Annotated in this window: 14 protein-coding genes; 3 read left to right on the top strand and 11 right to left on the bottom strand. The window is 72.3% G+C overall.

All coding sequences use genetic code 11. The features are described from left to right. Window positions 1-199 precede the first annotated feature (199 nt). The 9 genes from DV20_RS10580 to DV20_RS10540 all read right to left on the bottom strand — a co-directional run bounded on the left by DV20_RS10580 (window position 200) and on the right by DV20_RS10540 (window position 9956). Window positions 200-1486: a pectate lyase family protein gene (locus tag DV20_RS10580; RefSeq protein ID WP_043778880.1), complete on the bottom strand. Its 1287-nt coding sequence runs from the start codon at window positions 1484-1486 to the stop codon at window positions 200-202. A 10-nt stretch (window positions 1487-1496) separates the two neighbouring features. Continuing rightward, on the bottom strand, window positions 1497-2438 hold the full coding sequence (locus DV20_RS10575) for a DUF6807 domain-containing protein (protein WP_043778878.1): 942 nt from the start codon (window positions 2436-2438) through the stop codon (window positions 1497-1499). Next, the gene (locus DV20_RS10570) at window positions 2435-3661 is read right to left on the bottom strand and encodes a Gfo/Idh/MocA family protein (protein WP_043778876.1); all 1227 of its coding nucleotides are present in this window, start codon (window positions 3659-3661) and stop codon (window positions 2435-2437) included. Before DV20_RS10570 ends, DV20_RS10575 begins: the two co-directional genes overlap by 4 nt. A gap of 12 nt (window positions 3662-3673) precedes the next feature. Then, a complete protein-coding gene (locus DV20_RS10565; protein ID WP_043778874.1) occupies window positions 3674-4798 on the bottom strand; it encodes a Gfo/Idh/MocA family protein in 1125 nt (374 codons plus the stop codon). Then, window positions 4795-5409: a DUF624 domain-containing protein gene (locus DV20_RS10560; RefSeq protein ID WP_043778872.1), complete on the bottom strand. Its 615-nt coding sequence runs from the start codon at window positions 5407-5409 to the stop codon at window positions 4795-4797. Before DV20_RS10560 ends, DV20_RS10565 begins: the two co-directional genes overlap by 4 nt. Before the next feature lie 4 nt (window positions 5410-5413). Further along, window positions 5414-6259 carry a carbohydrate ABC transporter permease gene (locus tag DV20_RS10555; protein WP_043778870.1) on the bottom strand — a complete coding sequence of 282 codons (846 nt, stop codon included), beginning with the start codon at window positions 6257-6259 and terminating at the stop codon, window positions 5414-5416. After that, window positions 6256-7230, bottom strand: a complete 975-nt coding sequence (locus DV20_RS10550; protein WP_043778867.1) for a carbohydrate ABC transporter permease — start codon at window positions 7228-7230, stop codon at window positions 6256-6258. Before DV20_RS10550 ends, DV20_RS10555 begins: the two co-directional genes overlap by 4 nt. Before the next feature lie 3 nt (window positions 7231-7233). Further along, entirely contained in the window at window positions 7234-8529 is a 1296-nt protein-coding gene (locus tag DV20_RS10545) for an ABC transporter substrate-binding protein (protein WP_235190769.1), read from the bottom strand. Between the two features lie 221 nt (window positions 8530-8750). Continuing rightward, window positions 8751-9956 carry a Gfo/Idh/MocA family protein gene (locus DV20_RS10540; RefSeq protein ID WP_051735877.1) on the bottom strand — a complete coding sequence of 402 codons (1206 nt, stop codon included), beginning with the start codon at window positions 9954-9956 and terminating at the stop codon, window positions 8751-8753. Between the two features lie 297 nt (window positions 9957-10253). Between DV20_RS10540 and DV20_RS10535 the strand changes: the two genes are divergently transcribed. Genes DV20_RS10535 through DV20_RS47305 form a run of 3 tightly spaced genes read left to right on the top strand, consistent with a single transcriptional unit; the run spans window position 10254 to window position 12182 of the window. Further along, window positions 10254-11237, top strand: a complete 984-nt coding sequence (locus DV20_RS10535; RefSeq protein WP_043778862.1) for a LacI family DNA-binding transcriptional regulator — start codon at window positions 10254-10256, stop codon at window positions 11235-11237. A 35-nt stretch (window positions 11238-11272) separates the two neighbouring features. Continuing rightward, window positions 11273-11680, top strand: a complete 408-nt coding sequence (locus DV20_RS47310; RefSeq protein ID WP_407638328.1) for a transposase — start codon at window positions 11273-11275, stop codon at window positions 11678-11680. A 40-nt stretch (window positions 11681-11720) separates the two neighbouring features. Next, window positions 11721-12182, top strand: a complete 462-nt coding sequence (locus tag DV20_RS47305; RefSeq protein WP_407638327.1) for a transposase — start codon at window positions 11721-11723, stop codon at window positions 12180-12182. Between the two features lie 5 nt (window positions 12183-12187). Here DV20_RS47305 and DV20_RS10520 read toward each other — a convergent pair whose 3' ends face one another. Both DV20_RS10520 and DV20_RS10515 read right to left on the bottom strand, forming a co-directional pair. Next, entirely contained in the window at window positions 12188-13426 is a 1239-nt protein-coding gene (locus tag DV20_RS10520; RefSeq protein WP_043778860.1) for an FAD-binding protein, read from the bottom strand. A 137-nt stretch (window positions 13427-13563) separates the two neighbouring features. Continuing rightward, entirely contained in the window at window positions 13564-14601 is a 1038-nt protein-coding gene (locus DV20_RS10515; protein ID WP_043778857.1) for an Lrp/AsnC family transcriptional regulator, read from the bottom strand. Between the last annotated feature and the right edge of the window lie 62 nt (window positions 14602-14663).

Raw genomic sequence — 14663 nt, 5'->3', positions numbered from 1 at the left:
ATCATTCGTCACTCCCTGGTCTTGAGCTTCAATCGGCGTTGACGGAAAACGTCCGACCGGGTTGTGAAAGCGCTTTCTCGTCCCGAGTTTCGGGTTGCGGGTCGTAGCGTGTCAATGTCGTTCGCCGCAGCGCCACGCATGTCGCCCGGATGGTCGCCGACCGCGGCGGTTTTCTGAAAACGGCGAAACTGTCGAAGGTTCAGCGGCCCGGGCCGGCACCGGCCAGTACCCGCGCCGGCACCTGCCAGGTGGGGTCGAGGCGTTCGACGAGGGCCGGCGTCCAGCCGACGTCCGCCCCGAGGTCCGGGTCGTTGGCCGCGTTGTACTCGGCCAGCAGGTCGACCGCACGCGGCCATCGGTGGCCCTGCGCCACCAGCGTCCCGGTCGCGTGCAGCACGGTGCCCTTCCAGTAGTGCACCAACCGGCCGAGCGGGAGCGCGGCCGGAACGCGGAAGAAGTTGTTCTCCGCGTAGATGCGGGACTCCACGCCCACGCCCAGCGAATAGGTGTAGGCGGCCGGGTCCTCGACCACGTAGAGGTTGTCGTAGACGTGCACCTGGCCGTACCGCACCCGGGGCGCGCGCTGCCCGATCTCGGAGAACAGGTTGTGGTGCAGGGTGACCCGCAGCTTCCCGACGTCGTAGGTGGGCTTGTCGGTGTTGCCGATCAGCATGGTCTTGTCGTGGTCGTGCAGCCGGTTGTAGGACACCGTGACCAGGTCCGAGCCGTTCACGATGTCGAGCAGCCCGTCGTGGACCTCGTACTCGCGGCCGAAGTACGACGGCTGCCGGTCGTTCCCGCCGTCGCTGAACTCGTTGTGGTCCACCCAGACGTGCGTCGCGCCGACCAGGTCGAGGTTGTCGTACTCGGAGTTCCAGTTGCCGTCGGCGGTGTCGAGGGGATCCCACTGCGGGAAGCAGTCGTGGGCGTCGGAGAAGTGCAGGTTCCGCAGGATCACGTTGTCCCCGGTGACGCGCAGGGTGAGCCCGTGCAGCGTGGCGTCGCGGCCGAGTCCGACGATCGTGGTGTTCGGGCCGACGTCGAGCACGACCTGCTCGGCCTGGTTGGCCTGCGACCGCTCGCGGGCTTCCTCGAGCGGCCCCGCCGGCGGCACTCTCCCCCACGTCGCCGGGTCGTAGGCCGTCAGGTAGGCCGGAAGGCTGTACGCGGGATCGGCGAAGTACTCGCAGCCCACCGGCCGGTCGGCGGCGTCCACGTTGCCCTCGACGGTGCCGCGGACGTAGATGATCTTCGGTGCGCCCGGGTCGGCGGCCAGTGCGGCCGCCAGTTCGGAACGCTTGGTCACCGTGCGGACGTCGCCGGGCGCGGCGGCCGCGCCGCCGGTGGTCCCGGTGGTCGCGGCGGCCCAGCCGTCGTGGGCGCCGAGGACGACCCGGCCGGGGTCCCGGCCGTGGGCTTGGGCGGGTGCCGCGGTGAGCGTCAGTCCGAGCAGGGCGAAGCACCCCGCGAAAGCCTTCCAGCGCATACCGGCTCCTCTAGTCGGTGTCCGATCTTCCGAGCACCCGCGCCGCGTGCCGGGCGAGCCCGGCGGCGTCCGGGGCGCCGTCGATGACGACGACGTGGTGGGTCAGGGTCAGCTCCTCGCCCGGTTCGAGCAGCCACGGCCGGTGGTAGGTCGCGGCGAAGCTGACCACGGGGAACGGCTCGGCGCGGACGTACCAGGCCGTCGGGTGGGCCGCGTTGTCCGGACTGTCGGCGAACAGCAGCGTCGAGGTCCGCAGGCTTTCGTCGTGCTGCCCGGTGAAGGCGAGCCAGGGCGCCCGGTGCCCCATCGCGTCGGCGGCGGACTTCCCGTCCGACGTCCGGACCGTGCCGCCGACGAAGGACCGCGGCCCGCGCCAGAACAGGCCGCCGTAGCCGGCGGTGTCCCGCCCCTCGGTGACCGGGCTCCCCCAGCGCAGTTCGTGGCCGCTGGTGTTGCGCAGCCGGCTGGACCAGGTGAGCGTCCAGTGCCCGCTCTCGCGCGAGACGTCGCCGAAGTGCAGCGTGCGGTGTTCGGTGAGCCAGCGCCGGCCGGCCGCGGTGCGCCAGGCCAGCTCGTGCCGCAGTTCGCAGTGCCCGCCGGTGTCGTCGATGCCCTCCCAGCGGACGTGGCCGACGGTGCCGTTGTTGTCGAGCGGGGTGTAACCGCGCCCGCGCACGTAGGTGCGCCCGCCCCAGAAGTTCTCCCCCGAGAGGTGGGCCATGGTGAACTGCAGGCCGTTGTGCCAGGTGTGGTCGTGCGGCCGGACCGCGGTCACGATCTCCCCCGCGGTGGTCCGCAGCGGGTGCAGGTACGGCTTCGGCGAATCCCCGGCCGGCGTCGGCGGCGCGACGACGTACTCGGCCAGCACGACGTCGCCGAGGCGCACGCACACCCGGCCGTCGGGCTCCTCGGTCACCTCCGGCGTGCCGTCCCCCACCGCCGCCCGGCTCACGCCGGTTCCCCGATCTCCCCCAGCAGCTCTTCGACGGACACGGGCCGGCCGGTTTCCAGGGACCGGTTCGCGGCCAGCCCGGTGAGCAGGGCCTGCAGGCCGGCGTCGTGGTCGGCCGCGCAGCCGAGCGCGTCCGGTTCGGCGTCGCCGAGCAGCTCGGCGAGCATCCGCTCGTCGCCGCCGCCGTGGCCGTCGCCGAGGATTCCGTCGAACACGGCTTCCGGCGGTTCCCAGTGCCGCTGCACGGTGAGCCGGGCCCGCGCCCGCTTCGGCACCGGCTCGGCGCCGGCGGCGTACTCGTTCTCCCGGACGTCCAGCTCCAGCCGCCCTTCGCTGCCGGAGAACGCGACGCGGTAGCCCTCCCGCGGCGAATACGCGTGCAGGTGGTAGTTCAGCACCGCACCGCCGTGGTGGCGCACGAGCACCGACAGGTCGTCTTCGATCGTGACGCCGGGCGCGAACACGTCCTGGTTCCGGACATAGCCGTCTTCCCGCTCGGCGTCGTGGTAGAGCGCGCGCAGCCGGGGTGAGGCTTCGAGGTCCAGCGCGAACCGGTCGCCGGCCTTGCCGCGGCCGTTCTCGTCGCCGTAGAAGAACAGCCGGCCCAGCGCGAACACCGTCTCGGGGCCGCGGCCGAGCCACCAGTTGACCAGGTCGAAGTGATGGCCGGACTTGTGCACGAGCAGCCCGCCGGAGTTCGCCTTGTCCCGGTGCCAGCGGCGGAAGTAGTCGGCGCCGTGCGCGGTGTCGAGCAGCCAGCTGAACTCGACCGAGCCGACCTGCCCGATCGCGCCGCCGGCCAGCAGCTCGCGCACCCGGCGGTGCACCGGGTTGTACCGGTAGTTGAAGGTGACCCGCACCGAGCGGCCGGTCTCGCGCCGGGCCGCCAGGATCCGCCGGGCTCCCTCGACGTCGGTGGTCATCGGCTTTTCCGTGACGACGTCGCAGCCGGCCTCGAGCGCGGCGACGACGTAGTCCGCGTGCGTGTGGTCGGGGGTGCACACCACGACGACGTCGATGCGTTCCTTCGCCAGCATGGCGGTGAAGTCCGCCGGCCGGTAGCCGGGGATTCCGGTGCCGAGCCAGTCGTTGTGGACCCGCATGCGGGTCTCGTTGTGGTCGCAGAAGGCCACGAGCTCGGCTCGCGGCGACGTGACCAGGGCCCGGGCGAACAGCTGGGCCCGGGAGCCCAGGCCGACGATCGCGTGGCGTCGCACCGCCATCACCTCTCTCGTTCAGGCGCGGGTAGCCGCGCCGGTCCAGGGCAGGGCGAGTTCGGAGAAGAGCGCGAGCCGCTCGGCCGCGGTGTCGACGTCCCGATCGACGCCGGGCACGACGAAGTGCCGGTCCGGGCCGGTGTCCACGGCGTGCACCCATTCGGCGGGCAGCGGCAGGGGTTCGGGCGCGTCGCGGACCGCCTCCACCAGCGCGGTGAACGCGCGGGTGGCGGCCAGCGGGGCCAGCAGCGGCTCGCCGTCGCGCAGGTGCGCGACGAGGTTGGCCAGCAGGTCCCTCGGCGGGCCGACCTCGCGCTGTTCGCCGCCGACGGTGACGAGGTCGGTCTTGTAGTGCCAGCGGATCCGGCCTTCGGTGCCGTGGACCAGCACGTACGGGTCGTGGTCCGCCTCGGCGTCGAGGGTGGCCGCGGCGACGACGTCCGGCGCCGCGGCGAAGCTCAGCCGCGCGCAGGCGGTGTCGTCCGACTCGATGTCCCGGGCCCGGTACAGCTCGACGGCGGTCCGCTCGGGCCGGACCTCGGCGGTGCCGTTGACCAGCAGGGCGGTCGCGACGGCGTGCGCGAACGGGTTGGTCAGCGCCCCGTCCACGACCGGCTGCCCGCCGACGCGGCGGCGGCCCGCCCACTCGGCGCGCGCGAAGTACCGGTCCCGCCGGATCCACGCCCCGGCGGCGGAGATCCCAGTGACCGTGCCGATCTCGCCGGCCTCGATCGCGGCCCGCACGACCGGGACGGCGGCGGAGCCGAAGCTCTGGAAGCCGGTCTGGCAGGCGCGGCCGCGGGCCAGCTCGGTGAGTTCGCCGAAGGCCGCGAGGTCCAGCACCGGCGGTTTCTCGACGAGCAGGTGGCAGCCCGCGGTGAGCGCGAGTTTCGCCAGGGGCAGGTGCGTGTGCGGCGGGGTCGCCACCACGGCGATGTCCGGGGTGGTGCGGGCGAGCAGTTCGGCGGCGTCCCGGGTGATCACCGCGCCTCCGGGCAGCAGCGCGCGGGCCTCGTCCGGCGGTTCGCGGATGTCGCACGCGCCGGCGAGGAGGATCTCGCCGCGGTCGTGCAGGGCGCGGGCGCGGCGCAGGTGCTGGGCCGCGTAGCCGGCCGTGCCGAAGACGACCACCTCGGGCCTCATCGGCGGCCGCCGGTGGCCACGGCGGCCAGGGCGAGGGGCCCGGCCACCACGAGGGCGAGGATCGGGAGCATCCAGGCGAGCAGGACGGCGATGCCGAGGGCGGCGGCGAGGAGCACGGCGTTCTTGGGGCCGGCGGCGGTTTCCCGCGCCGCGGTGACGAACGCCCGGCGCCACACGGGGGCGGCCGCACGAGCCGCGCCCGCGCCGCCGCTGGTCGGTGCGGCGCCGGTGGCCACCAGCTCGCAGGTCCGCACCGCGACCACGGCACCCGCCGCCGCCAGCAGCCACAACGCCGGCCGCAGCACGCCCGCACCCGGCGTCGACGCCACCACCTCCAGGTCCACCGCGAACAGCAGCACCGCCGCCAGGCACCCCAGTCCGAAGCCCAGGCCGCCCCGGGCGACCGACCGGAAGTCCGCCCAGAAGGTCGTCCACAATGGACCTCCCACGTCCCGCCGGGTCCGGTCCAGCACCCGGCAGCCCGCCACGAACGCCGGGGCCGCCGTCACCACCGGCACCGACGCCAGTGCGACGAGCAGCCCGGCCAGCAGGCAGTCCGAGAAGTCACCGAGCCCGGTCCGCCACTCCGTCGATCGCTTCGGCGTCCGCATCAGTTCACCCCTTCAGGCCGCTGGTGCTGACGCCTTCGACCAGCAGGCGCTGGAAGGCGAGGAAGAACAGCACGATCGGGACGAGCGCGAGCGCGGACATCGCGAACATCGCGCCGAAGTTCGACTCGCTGCTGGTGTCGACGAACAGCCGCAGGCCGAGCGGCACGGTGAACTTCTCCGTGTCGTTCAGGTACACCATCTGCGTGAAGAAGTCGTTCCACGTCCAGATGAACGTGAAGATCGACGTCGTCACCAGCGCCGGTTTCGACAGCGGCAGCACGACGTGCCAGAAGGTGCGGTAGACCGAGCAGCCGTCGATGATCGCCGCTTCGTCGAGCTCGCGCGGGATGCCCCGCATGAACTGGACGATGAGGAACACGAAGAACGCCTCGGTGGCCAGCAGCTTCGGCAGGATCAGCGGGACGAACGTGTTGACCAGGCCGGCCTGCTGGAAGATCACGTACTGCGGGATCAGCGTCACGTGGTAGGGCAGCATCAGCGTGGTGATCATGAACGCGAACAGCGCGCCGCGGAACCGGAACTCGAGCCGGGCGAAGGCGAACGCGGCCAGCGAACACGACAGCACGTTCGCCGCCACCGAGAGCCCGGCCACCAGGAACGAGTTGAGGAAGAAGCGGCCGAACCCGACGCCCGCCGCTCCCTCCCAGCCCTTCGTGTAGCCGTCGAAGACGAACCGGGTCGGCAGCAGCGCCAGCCGCGAGAGGATCTCGTCCGGCGGCTTGACCGACGCGAACGCCAGCCACACCAGCGGGTAGAGCACCACGGCGACGATGCCGAGACACAGCACGTGCCAGCCGAAGGACCGCGCCGTGCGCGGAAGCACGGTCATTTCTTCTCCTCCGCGTCGTCGTAGAACACCCAGAGCTTCGCGGTGCGGAAGACGATGGCCGTCACGATCGCGATGACCACCAGCAGCACCCACGCCATCGCCGACGCGTAGCCCATCCGGAAGTCCTGGAAGCCGACCTCGAACAGGTAGAGCGTGTAGAACAGGTCCGCGTCGGCCGGGCCGCCGCGGCCGCCGCCGATGACGAACGCCGGGGTGAACGCCTGGAAGGCGTGGATCGCCTCCATCACCAGGTTGAAGAAGATCACCGGCGACAGCATGCGCAACGTGATGTGCCGGAACCGGCGGAACGCGCCCGCGCCGTCGATCGCCGCCGCCTCGTGCAGCTCCGCCGGGATCTGCTTGAGCCCGGCCAGGAAGATCACCATCGGCGCGCCGAACTGCCAGACCCCCAGCAGCACGATCGAGGCGAGGCTGAACTGCGGGTCGTCGACCCAGCTCGGGGTGTGCCAGCCGAAGAACGCCAGCACCTCGTTCACCGGGCCGCCGCCCATGAACAGCGCCCGCCACACCAGCGCCGCCGCGACGCTCGCGCCGAGCAGCGAAGGCGCGTAGAACGCCGCCCGGTAGAAGCCCCCTGCGCCGCGGCGGGTGTTGAGCAGCATCGCCACCAGCAGCGACACCGTGAGCTTCAGCGGCACCGAGACCAGCACGTAGATCAGCGTCACCTTCACCGACTGCAGGTAGCGGTCGTCGCCGGTGAACATGTGCGTGAAGTTGCCGAAGCCGACCCACTTCGGCGAGGTGAACATGTCGTAGTCGGTGAACGACAGGTACAGCGAGACCACCATCGGGCCGACGGTCAGCGCCACCACGCCGAGCAGCCACGGCGTGAGGAAGGCGAACGCCTCCGGCTGGCTCTTGCGGCGGCGCCCGGCCGGACGGCCCCGGCGGCCGCGCGCGGCGGGTGCCGGGGGCGCGACCGGCGGGTCCGGCGTGCGCAGGGTCGTCATCGGCTAGGACAGTCCCTTCTGGGCTTCGGTCATGAACCGGCTGACCGCGTCGTCGAGGCTCATCCGGCCGAACGCGACCTCTTCGTACGTCCGCTGGAGGAGCTTCTGGATCGCGCCGGCGCCCTTCGGCGGTACCGGTGGCGCGGCCCCGAGCTTCGGTTCGAGCGCGGCTTCGTAGTCGTAGAGGATTTTGTCGTTGCCCTTCGCGCCGGCGGCCAGCTGCGCGCGGACCTTGAGGTTCGGGGCGAGGCCGCGGTCGGTGCCGACGATCTTGCCGACCTCGGGGTCGTTGACCAGGAAGTCGACGAGCTTCGCCGCCGCCTCCTGCTGCTGGCTGCGCGCGGACACGGCCAGGAACATCGACGGCCGCCGGTACTGCCCGGTGTCGCCGTTCGCGCCGCTCGGGTACGGCGCCACGTTCAGCGGCTTGCCGTTCGCCTTTGCATACGCCGGCAGCAGGTTGTCGTAGGCGAACTCCGAGCTGGTCAGCTTCTTGCCCAGCGGGGCCTGCTCGGGCGAAGTGTTGTAGGACGCCGTGACGTCGGCCGGCGACGCGGCCTTCGTGTCCCGGAACTCGCTCGCCAGCTGCCAGTAGCGGCGCAGGTCGTCAGCGGTGAAGCCCAGCTTGCCCTCGGGCGTGTAGAACTGCTTGCCCTGCTGGCGCAGCCAGATCTCCAGCGTCGTGTCGAGGATGCCGAAGTCGGTCACCCCGCGCGTCTGGCCCCCCGCCGCGCTGACCTTCCGCGCCGCCTCGGCGTACTGGTCCCAGGTCATCCCCTTCGCCGGGTCCGCGCCGGTGGCGGTGAACGCGGCGGGGTCGTAGATCATCGCCGGGGTGTTCTGCGCCCACGGCACGGCGTACCGCTTGCCCTGGTAGACGCCGGTGGCGGCCAGTTCCGGGTTGACGTCGGCGAGTGAGATCGCCTTGCCGGCGCCGGAGTTCAGGTCGGCCAGCACGTTGCGCCCGCCGTATTCGGCCAGGTAGCGGCTGTCGACGTTGAGCACGTCCGGCGGCTTGCCCCCGGCCGTCTGCGTCGCCAGCTTCTCCCAGTAGGCCGCGTACGCCGAGAACGACGTCTGCACCTTGATGTTCGGGTTCTTCTGCTGGAAGAGCTCGACCGCCTTCTTCGTCAGGTTGGCGCGTCCTTCGCTGCCCCACCAGACGAAATTGATGGTCACGTCGCCGCCGCCCCCGGAGTCCGAGCCGCAGGCGGCCACCCCCGTCAGCAGCAGCGGGACCACCACGGCCAGCGCAGCGACACCCCGCCCCTTGGTCCTACGCTCAGTTGTCCGCCCCATCGAACTCTCCGTCCTCAGCCGGTCAGCACTTTTCTGAAAACGCTGTCAGCGCGCTCACGGTAGGCAGTGCGCCACACCGGTGTCAACGGCCAATTCGGCGCAACAGCCTTTGTGCGGCAACGCTTTCAGCATTCAGATACGCGAACGCGGGCAGCGTGAGAAAGCGCTTACCGGAGCCGGATCGGAAGCCGGGCGGTCAGCGCGGTGAGCACCGGTGCGGGTCAGCCGGTGCGTTCGGCGGCGGCCGCGCCCGGGCCGCCACCCGGCCGCCGGGCGGCACTCGCCCACGGCACGCCGATCTCGGAGAACAGCGCCAGCCGGTCCGCGGCGACGGCGACCTCTTCGCCGATCCCCCGCACGACCGGGTGCCGGCTCGCCCCTTCGCCGACCGTGCGGATCCAGCCCGCCGGGATCCGCGACGGCGAGGGCGCGTCGCGGACCGCCTCCACCACCGAGGCGAACGCCCGGGTCCCGGACAGCGGCGCGAGCAGCGGCACGCCGTGCGGGTCGAGGTGGTGGGCGATCAGGTTGCGCAGCAGGTCGGCCGGTTCGCCGAGGTGGAACCGCTCGTCGTCGATCTCGAGGCGGTGGCTCTTGTACCAGAACTTCGCCCGCCCGCGCTCGCCGTGCACCACGACGTAGGGCTCGTGGTCCTGCTCGGCGCACAACGAGGCGGCGACGACGATCTCGGGCCCGTCGCCGAACCGGATCCGCAGGCACGCGGTGTCGTCGGCTTCGATGTCACGGGTGCCGTAGAGCTCCAGGGCGATCTCCGCCGGGTCGCGCCCGGCGACCCCGCCGACCAGCAGCGCGGTGGCCACGGCGTGCGAAAACGGGTTGGTCAGTGCGCCGTCGACGACGGCCTCGCCGTCGAGCCAGCGGCGGCCGGCCCACGGGTTGCGGCGGTAGTAGGCGTCGGTGCGGATCCACGCCCCGGCCGCGCCGACCCCCACCACGGTGCCGAGCTTCCCGGCGGCGATGGCCGCCCGGAGCACGGGCAGCACCGGGGAGCCGAAGCTCTGGAACCCGGTCTGGCAGGCCGATCCGGTCTCCGCGGCCAGCCGCGACAGCGTGGTGAAGCCGTCGAGGTCGAGCACCGGCGGGGTCTCCAGCAGCAGGTCGCTGCCCGCCCGCAGCACCGCGGCCCCGGTCTGGACGTGCGCGTGCGGCGGCGTCGCGACCACGGTGATGTCGGGGCGGCAGCGGCGGAGCAGGTCTTCGACGCTCGTGTGGGCGGTGCCGCCGGGCGGCAGCAGCGCGACGGCGGCGGCCGACGGGGGCCGGATGTCGGCCATGCCCGCGAACCGGACCAGCCCTTCGTCGTGCAGGATCCGCGCCCGGTGCAGGTAGCTGAACGCGTAGCCGGACGTGCCGACGACCGCCAGCCTCGGCGGGTCCGCCACGGTGCGGCTCCGGCTCCCCGACATGGATCTCCGATCGGCGGGACCCGGTGGCGGCCCGCGCGGAACTGACGAATGGGTCAGGCGGTGGGAGAAACTTCCGGTCGTCACCGTAGGGCGTGCGCGACAAACGTGTCAATGATCAGGACACTCCGGTCGAAATCTTCGATCGGCCGATGCGCCGGATGGCGGCGCGGGTTTCGAGATAGCGCTTACTGGAATGTCTCGGTTCCGCCTGCAAGCGACCGCCACCGTTTGCAGGATTTGTTGACAACGCTCTCAGGCGTTTCCATGATGTTGCTCGGAGCCTGCCGAGGAGTTGCCGTGACCGTGACCATTCACGACGTCGCCCGCCGGGCCAACGTGTCGATCTCGACCGTCTCGCGGGCGTTCACGTCCCCGGACCTGGTCCGGCAGCAGACCCGCACCCGGGTGCTGGCCGCGGCGCACGAGCTGGGCTACCACGCGGCGGCCGCGCCGCAGCCGGGGCCCGCGGTGCGCACCGGGCACATCGGGATCGTGGTCTCCGACCTGGGCAACCCGTTCTTCACCGGCGTGCTCAACGGCGTCCAGGCCCGCGCCCGGCAGGACGACATCGCGGTGCTGTTCGCCAACAGCGACGAGGACCCGGCGACCGAGCAGAACCTCGTCCGCCGGATGGCCAAGCAGGTCGACGGCGTCGTGCTGTGCAGCCCGAGCATGACCGACGACCAGCTGCGCGCGCTCGCCGGGCAGACGACCCTGGTGCTGCTCAACCGCGAGGTGCCCGGCATCCCGTCGATCGTGATGGACGCCGCGGACGGGATGCGCCAGGCGATCGAGCACCTGGCCGCGCTGGGCCACCGCCGGTGCGCCTACCTGGGCGGGCCCCGGACGTCGTGGGCCAACCGCGCCCGCAGGCAGGGCCTGGCGGAGACCGCGCGGAAGCACGGCACGGACGTCGTCGAGTTCGGCCCGTTCCCGCCGGTGTTCGAAGGCGGCCTGCAGGGCGCGGACCTGGCCCTGGCGGCGGACGTGACGGCGATCGTCGCCTACAACGACCTGGTCGCCTTCGGCGCGTTGGCGCGGCTCAACGCCCGCGGGGTGCCGGTGCCGGAGGAGGTCAGCCTCGTGGGCTTCGACGACCTGGTCTTCGCGGCGATCTCCGCACCCCCGCTGACGACGATCGCGATGCCGACGGAGGCGGCGGGCCGCGCGGCGGTGACGATCCTGCTGGGCCTGCTCGACGGCGAGGCCGACGAGCACACGACGCAGGTGCTGGACACCCACCTCATCGTCCGCGCCACCACGGCCCCGCCGGCGGGCTAGGGCGTGTCTGACAAAAGTTTCGGCTGGTGGCTGGGATGCTGTCGGTCGTGTCGCGGTTCGAGTTGCTCTCGGATGCTCAGTGGGCGTTGATCGAGGATCTGCTTCCGGTCCGCACGGGTAAGCGGGGTCGGCCGTTTTCTGATGCGCGGGCGATGGTGGAGGGGATCATCTACCGGTATCGGTGCGGGATCCCGTGGCGGGATGTTCCGGCGGTGTTCGGTCCGTGGCAGACGATCTGGACCTGGCATCGCCGGATGGCCGGCGACGGTACCTGGGACACCGTCCTGCAACGCCTGCTGGCTGAAGCGGACGCGGCCGGGCTGGTGGATTGGTCGGTGTCGGTGGATTCCACGATCGCCCGGGCGCATCAGCACGCCACCAACATCACCCGCCCCACAGGGGGCTGGGTCGAATTACACGGATCTGCGCAGCGAGCCGCCTGATCACGGGATCGGCCGCTCCCGCGGCGGCTGGAGCACCAAAGTGCACCATCTCGTCGACGGGAACGGCCGGCCGCTGGTGACGCTGGTCGGTCCCGGGCAGGCCGGGGACGCACCGATGTTCCCTCATTTGATGCGGCATCTGCGGATCCGCCGGGCCGGACGCGGCCGGGCCCGCACGAGACCCGACCGCGTCCGCGGCGACAAGGCCTACTCCTCGCGCGCGATCCGCGGGCATCTGCGCGACCGTGGCATCGTCGCGGTGATCCCCGAACCCGCTGACCAGGCCGGGCACCGCAAGCGACGTGGTTCCTGCGGCGGACGCCCGCCTGGCTTCGATGCGGTCGACTACCGCGGCCGCAACGTGGTCGAGCGACGGTTCAATCTGCTCAAACAGTGGCGGGGCCTGGCCACTCGTTACGACAAGCTCGCCATCGTCTACCGATCAGCAGTTGTCCTCCACGCGGTGATCACCTGGACCAAGGCATTGTCAGACACGCCCTAGCTGAGCTAGCCGCCGAAGACGTTGCGGTCCAGGAACGGGTTGCGGAACTTCCCCCGCGGGTCGAGTCGCTCCGCCAGTCCGCGGAAGTCGGCCAGGTGCGGGTAGCCGTCCGGGACGCCGTGGAACAGCTTGCCCCAGTGCGGGCGCGCGCCGAAGGGCGCCAGGCGCTCCTCGAGCACCGGCAGCACCGCCTCGACCTCGGGCTGCCGCGGCTGCCACGTGAAGTGCAGGGCCACCCGGTCGCCGCCGTGGCCGGGGCTGAGCCACAGGTCGTCGCCCGCGATGGCCCGGATTTCCGAGACCAGCAGCAGCGGCGCGACCAGGTCGCCGATCTCGCGGACCGCCCGGATCGCGGCGGTGGCCGAGCCGTAGGGCACGAAGTACTCCGACTGCAGCTCGTCCCCGACACTCGGGGTGAACGCCAGCGCGAAGTGCGGCAGCCGCTCGTGCCACGGGCCCGGCACGCCTTGCTGGGGGGTGCAGTTGTCCGCCGGGATGCCCGCGGCGTGCGCCGGGTGGCGCGGCCCGTCCGCGGGCACCGCTCCGAAGAGACCGGCGCGCTCGGTGAAGTCGTCGACGCGACTCTTCACCCACACCTGGTCGATCGTGTCGTTCACCCAGTTCGTGAACAGGCTGACGCTGTAGCCGGCGTCTTCGATCTCGTCGAAGTGCCGGTCCGCGGCTTCCCACGGCAGCGCGTCGAAGACGTCTTGGCGGACGTCGAACGCCGGAACGACGTCGAGCGTCAGCCGGGTGACGACGCCGAACGCGCCGAGCCCGACGACCAGGCCGTGGAACTCGGCGTCGGCGCGGGTGAAGTGCCGCAGCTCACCGTCGGCGGTGACCAGCTCGATCCCGGAGACGGCCGCGGCGAGCCCGGGCTGCCGCCGTCCGGAGCCGTGGGTGCCGGTCGCGACGCTGCCCGCCACGGTGATGTGCGGCAGCGACGCCAGGTTCGGCAGCGCGAAGCCCGCCTCGTGCAACTGCTGCGCGAAGTCGCCGTAGCGGGCCGACCCGCCGACGGTCACGGTGCCGTCGCCGATCTCGACGCCGGCGTCGAGGGTCCGCAGGTCCAGCAGGAGCCCGCCCGGGGAGTCCGCGATGTCGTTGAAGCAGTGCCGGCTCCCGAGGGCTTTGACGCGCGTCGCCGCCGCGACGGCCGCCCGCACCTCGTCGACCGTGCGCGGGGTCGTCACCGCGTCCGCGCCGTAGGTGTGGTTCCCGGCCCAGTTCGACTCGCCCACTCCGCCATGTCCTTCCGCCGTACGAGATCCACTCCCGACCCTACGCGGCCGCCGCGCGCCGGACGCGGTGATCGGCTCGGTGGTGGACGGGAAGCGGCGCAGCTCACGGTCATCCCCGGCCGGTCGCCTGGCGGTGGTCAGCGGGCCGGGATGATCGCCTGGTGCGGGCCGGCGAGGCCGTGCGGGCTGAGCAGGCGGCCCATGCGCTTCGGCATCCGCAGCGTGATCGCGCGGTCGAGGACGCGCGCGCCGGGGGCCGCTTCCGCCAGCCGCGTCTCGTAGGCCGTGCAGTCGGCCGGCACCCGGAGCCAGGCCGACACCACGAGGTTGCCCTCCCCCACCACCGCGGCCGAGAGGCGGGTCTCCGGCAGCTGGGCGATCGCCGCGCCGGCGCCGTCGAGTTCGGCCGGCGCGACGTCGAGGCGGTAGCCGGCGATCACCGGCCAGCCGGCCGGGATGTGGGCGAGGTCGCACCGGAAGTCGAGTTCGTGGTTGCGCAACATCCGCGCCAGCGTGCGCCGCACGGCGGACTCGCTCATCCCGCAGTCGCGGGCCAGTTCCGCGTAACTGCGCCGCCCGTCCTCACCGAGGGACTCCACCAGCGCGCGCAGGTCCCGGTCGTTCCACGGCCGCGGGACGACCAGCCGGGCCCGCACCGCGGTGTCGTCCAGCACCGCCCGCTGTTCCGGGGCGAGGGCGTCCACCAGCCAGCCGCTGCCTTCCCGGTAGACGCGGGTCGCGACGGCGAAGCGGACCTCGCGCACCCCGGGCAGGGCGCCGATGCGGCCGGTGACCAGCGCGTCGAGGGCGTCCAGGTCGCGCGCGGCCAAGCCGAGGAACAGCGCGAACCGGCTGGTCGTGCGCTCGACGCTGAACACCGGCGGCCAGCCGCACAGCTCGCGGGTCAGTGCGCTCAGCGCGTCCGGGCGGCAGGCGAGGTCGACGTAGCCGACCGTGGTCGTCGGCGGTGTCGAATAGGCGGTGAGCCAGGCCAGTCCGGCGGCCTGCAGCCGCTCCCAGCGGCGGGCCGCCGTCGTCGCGTCGGTGCCGACGGCGGCGGCGATCCGCGTCCACGGTGCCCGCGGGTCGCGCTGCAGCGCCTCCACCAGCGCGAGGTCGGACGCGCTCAGCCCCGGGCGCGCCGCTTCCGGCGGCGCACCGGGGGAAACGGGCATGGCGCATTGTGACCTGATCATGGCCGGCTGCCAAGGGCCGCCGGCTCGGCCGGCGGCCCTCG

Origin of the sequence: Amycolatopsis rifamycinica, assembly GCF_000695625.1 — a bacterium.
Lineage (GTDB): Bacteria > Actinomycetota > Actinomycetes > Mycobacteriales > Pseudonocardiaceae > Amycolatopsis > Amycolatopsis rifamycinica.
Note: the sequence above shows the minus strand (reverse complement) of the source record. Positions and strands in the feature narration are given on the sequence as shown.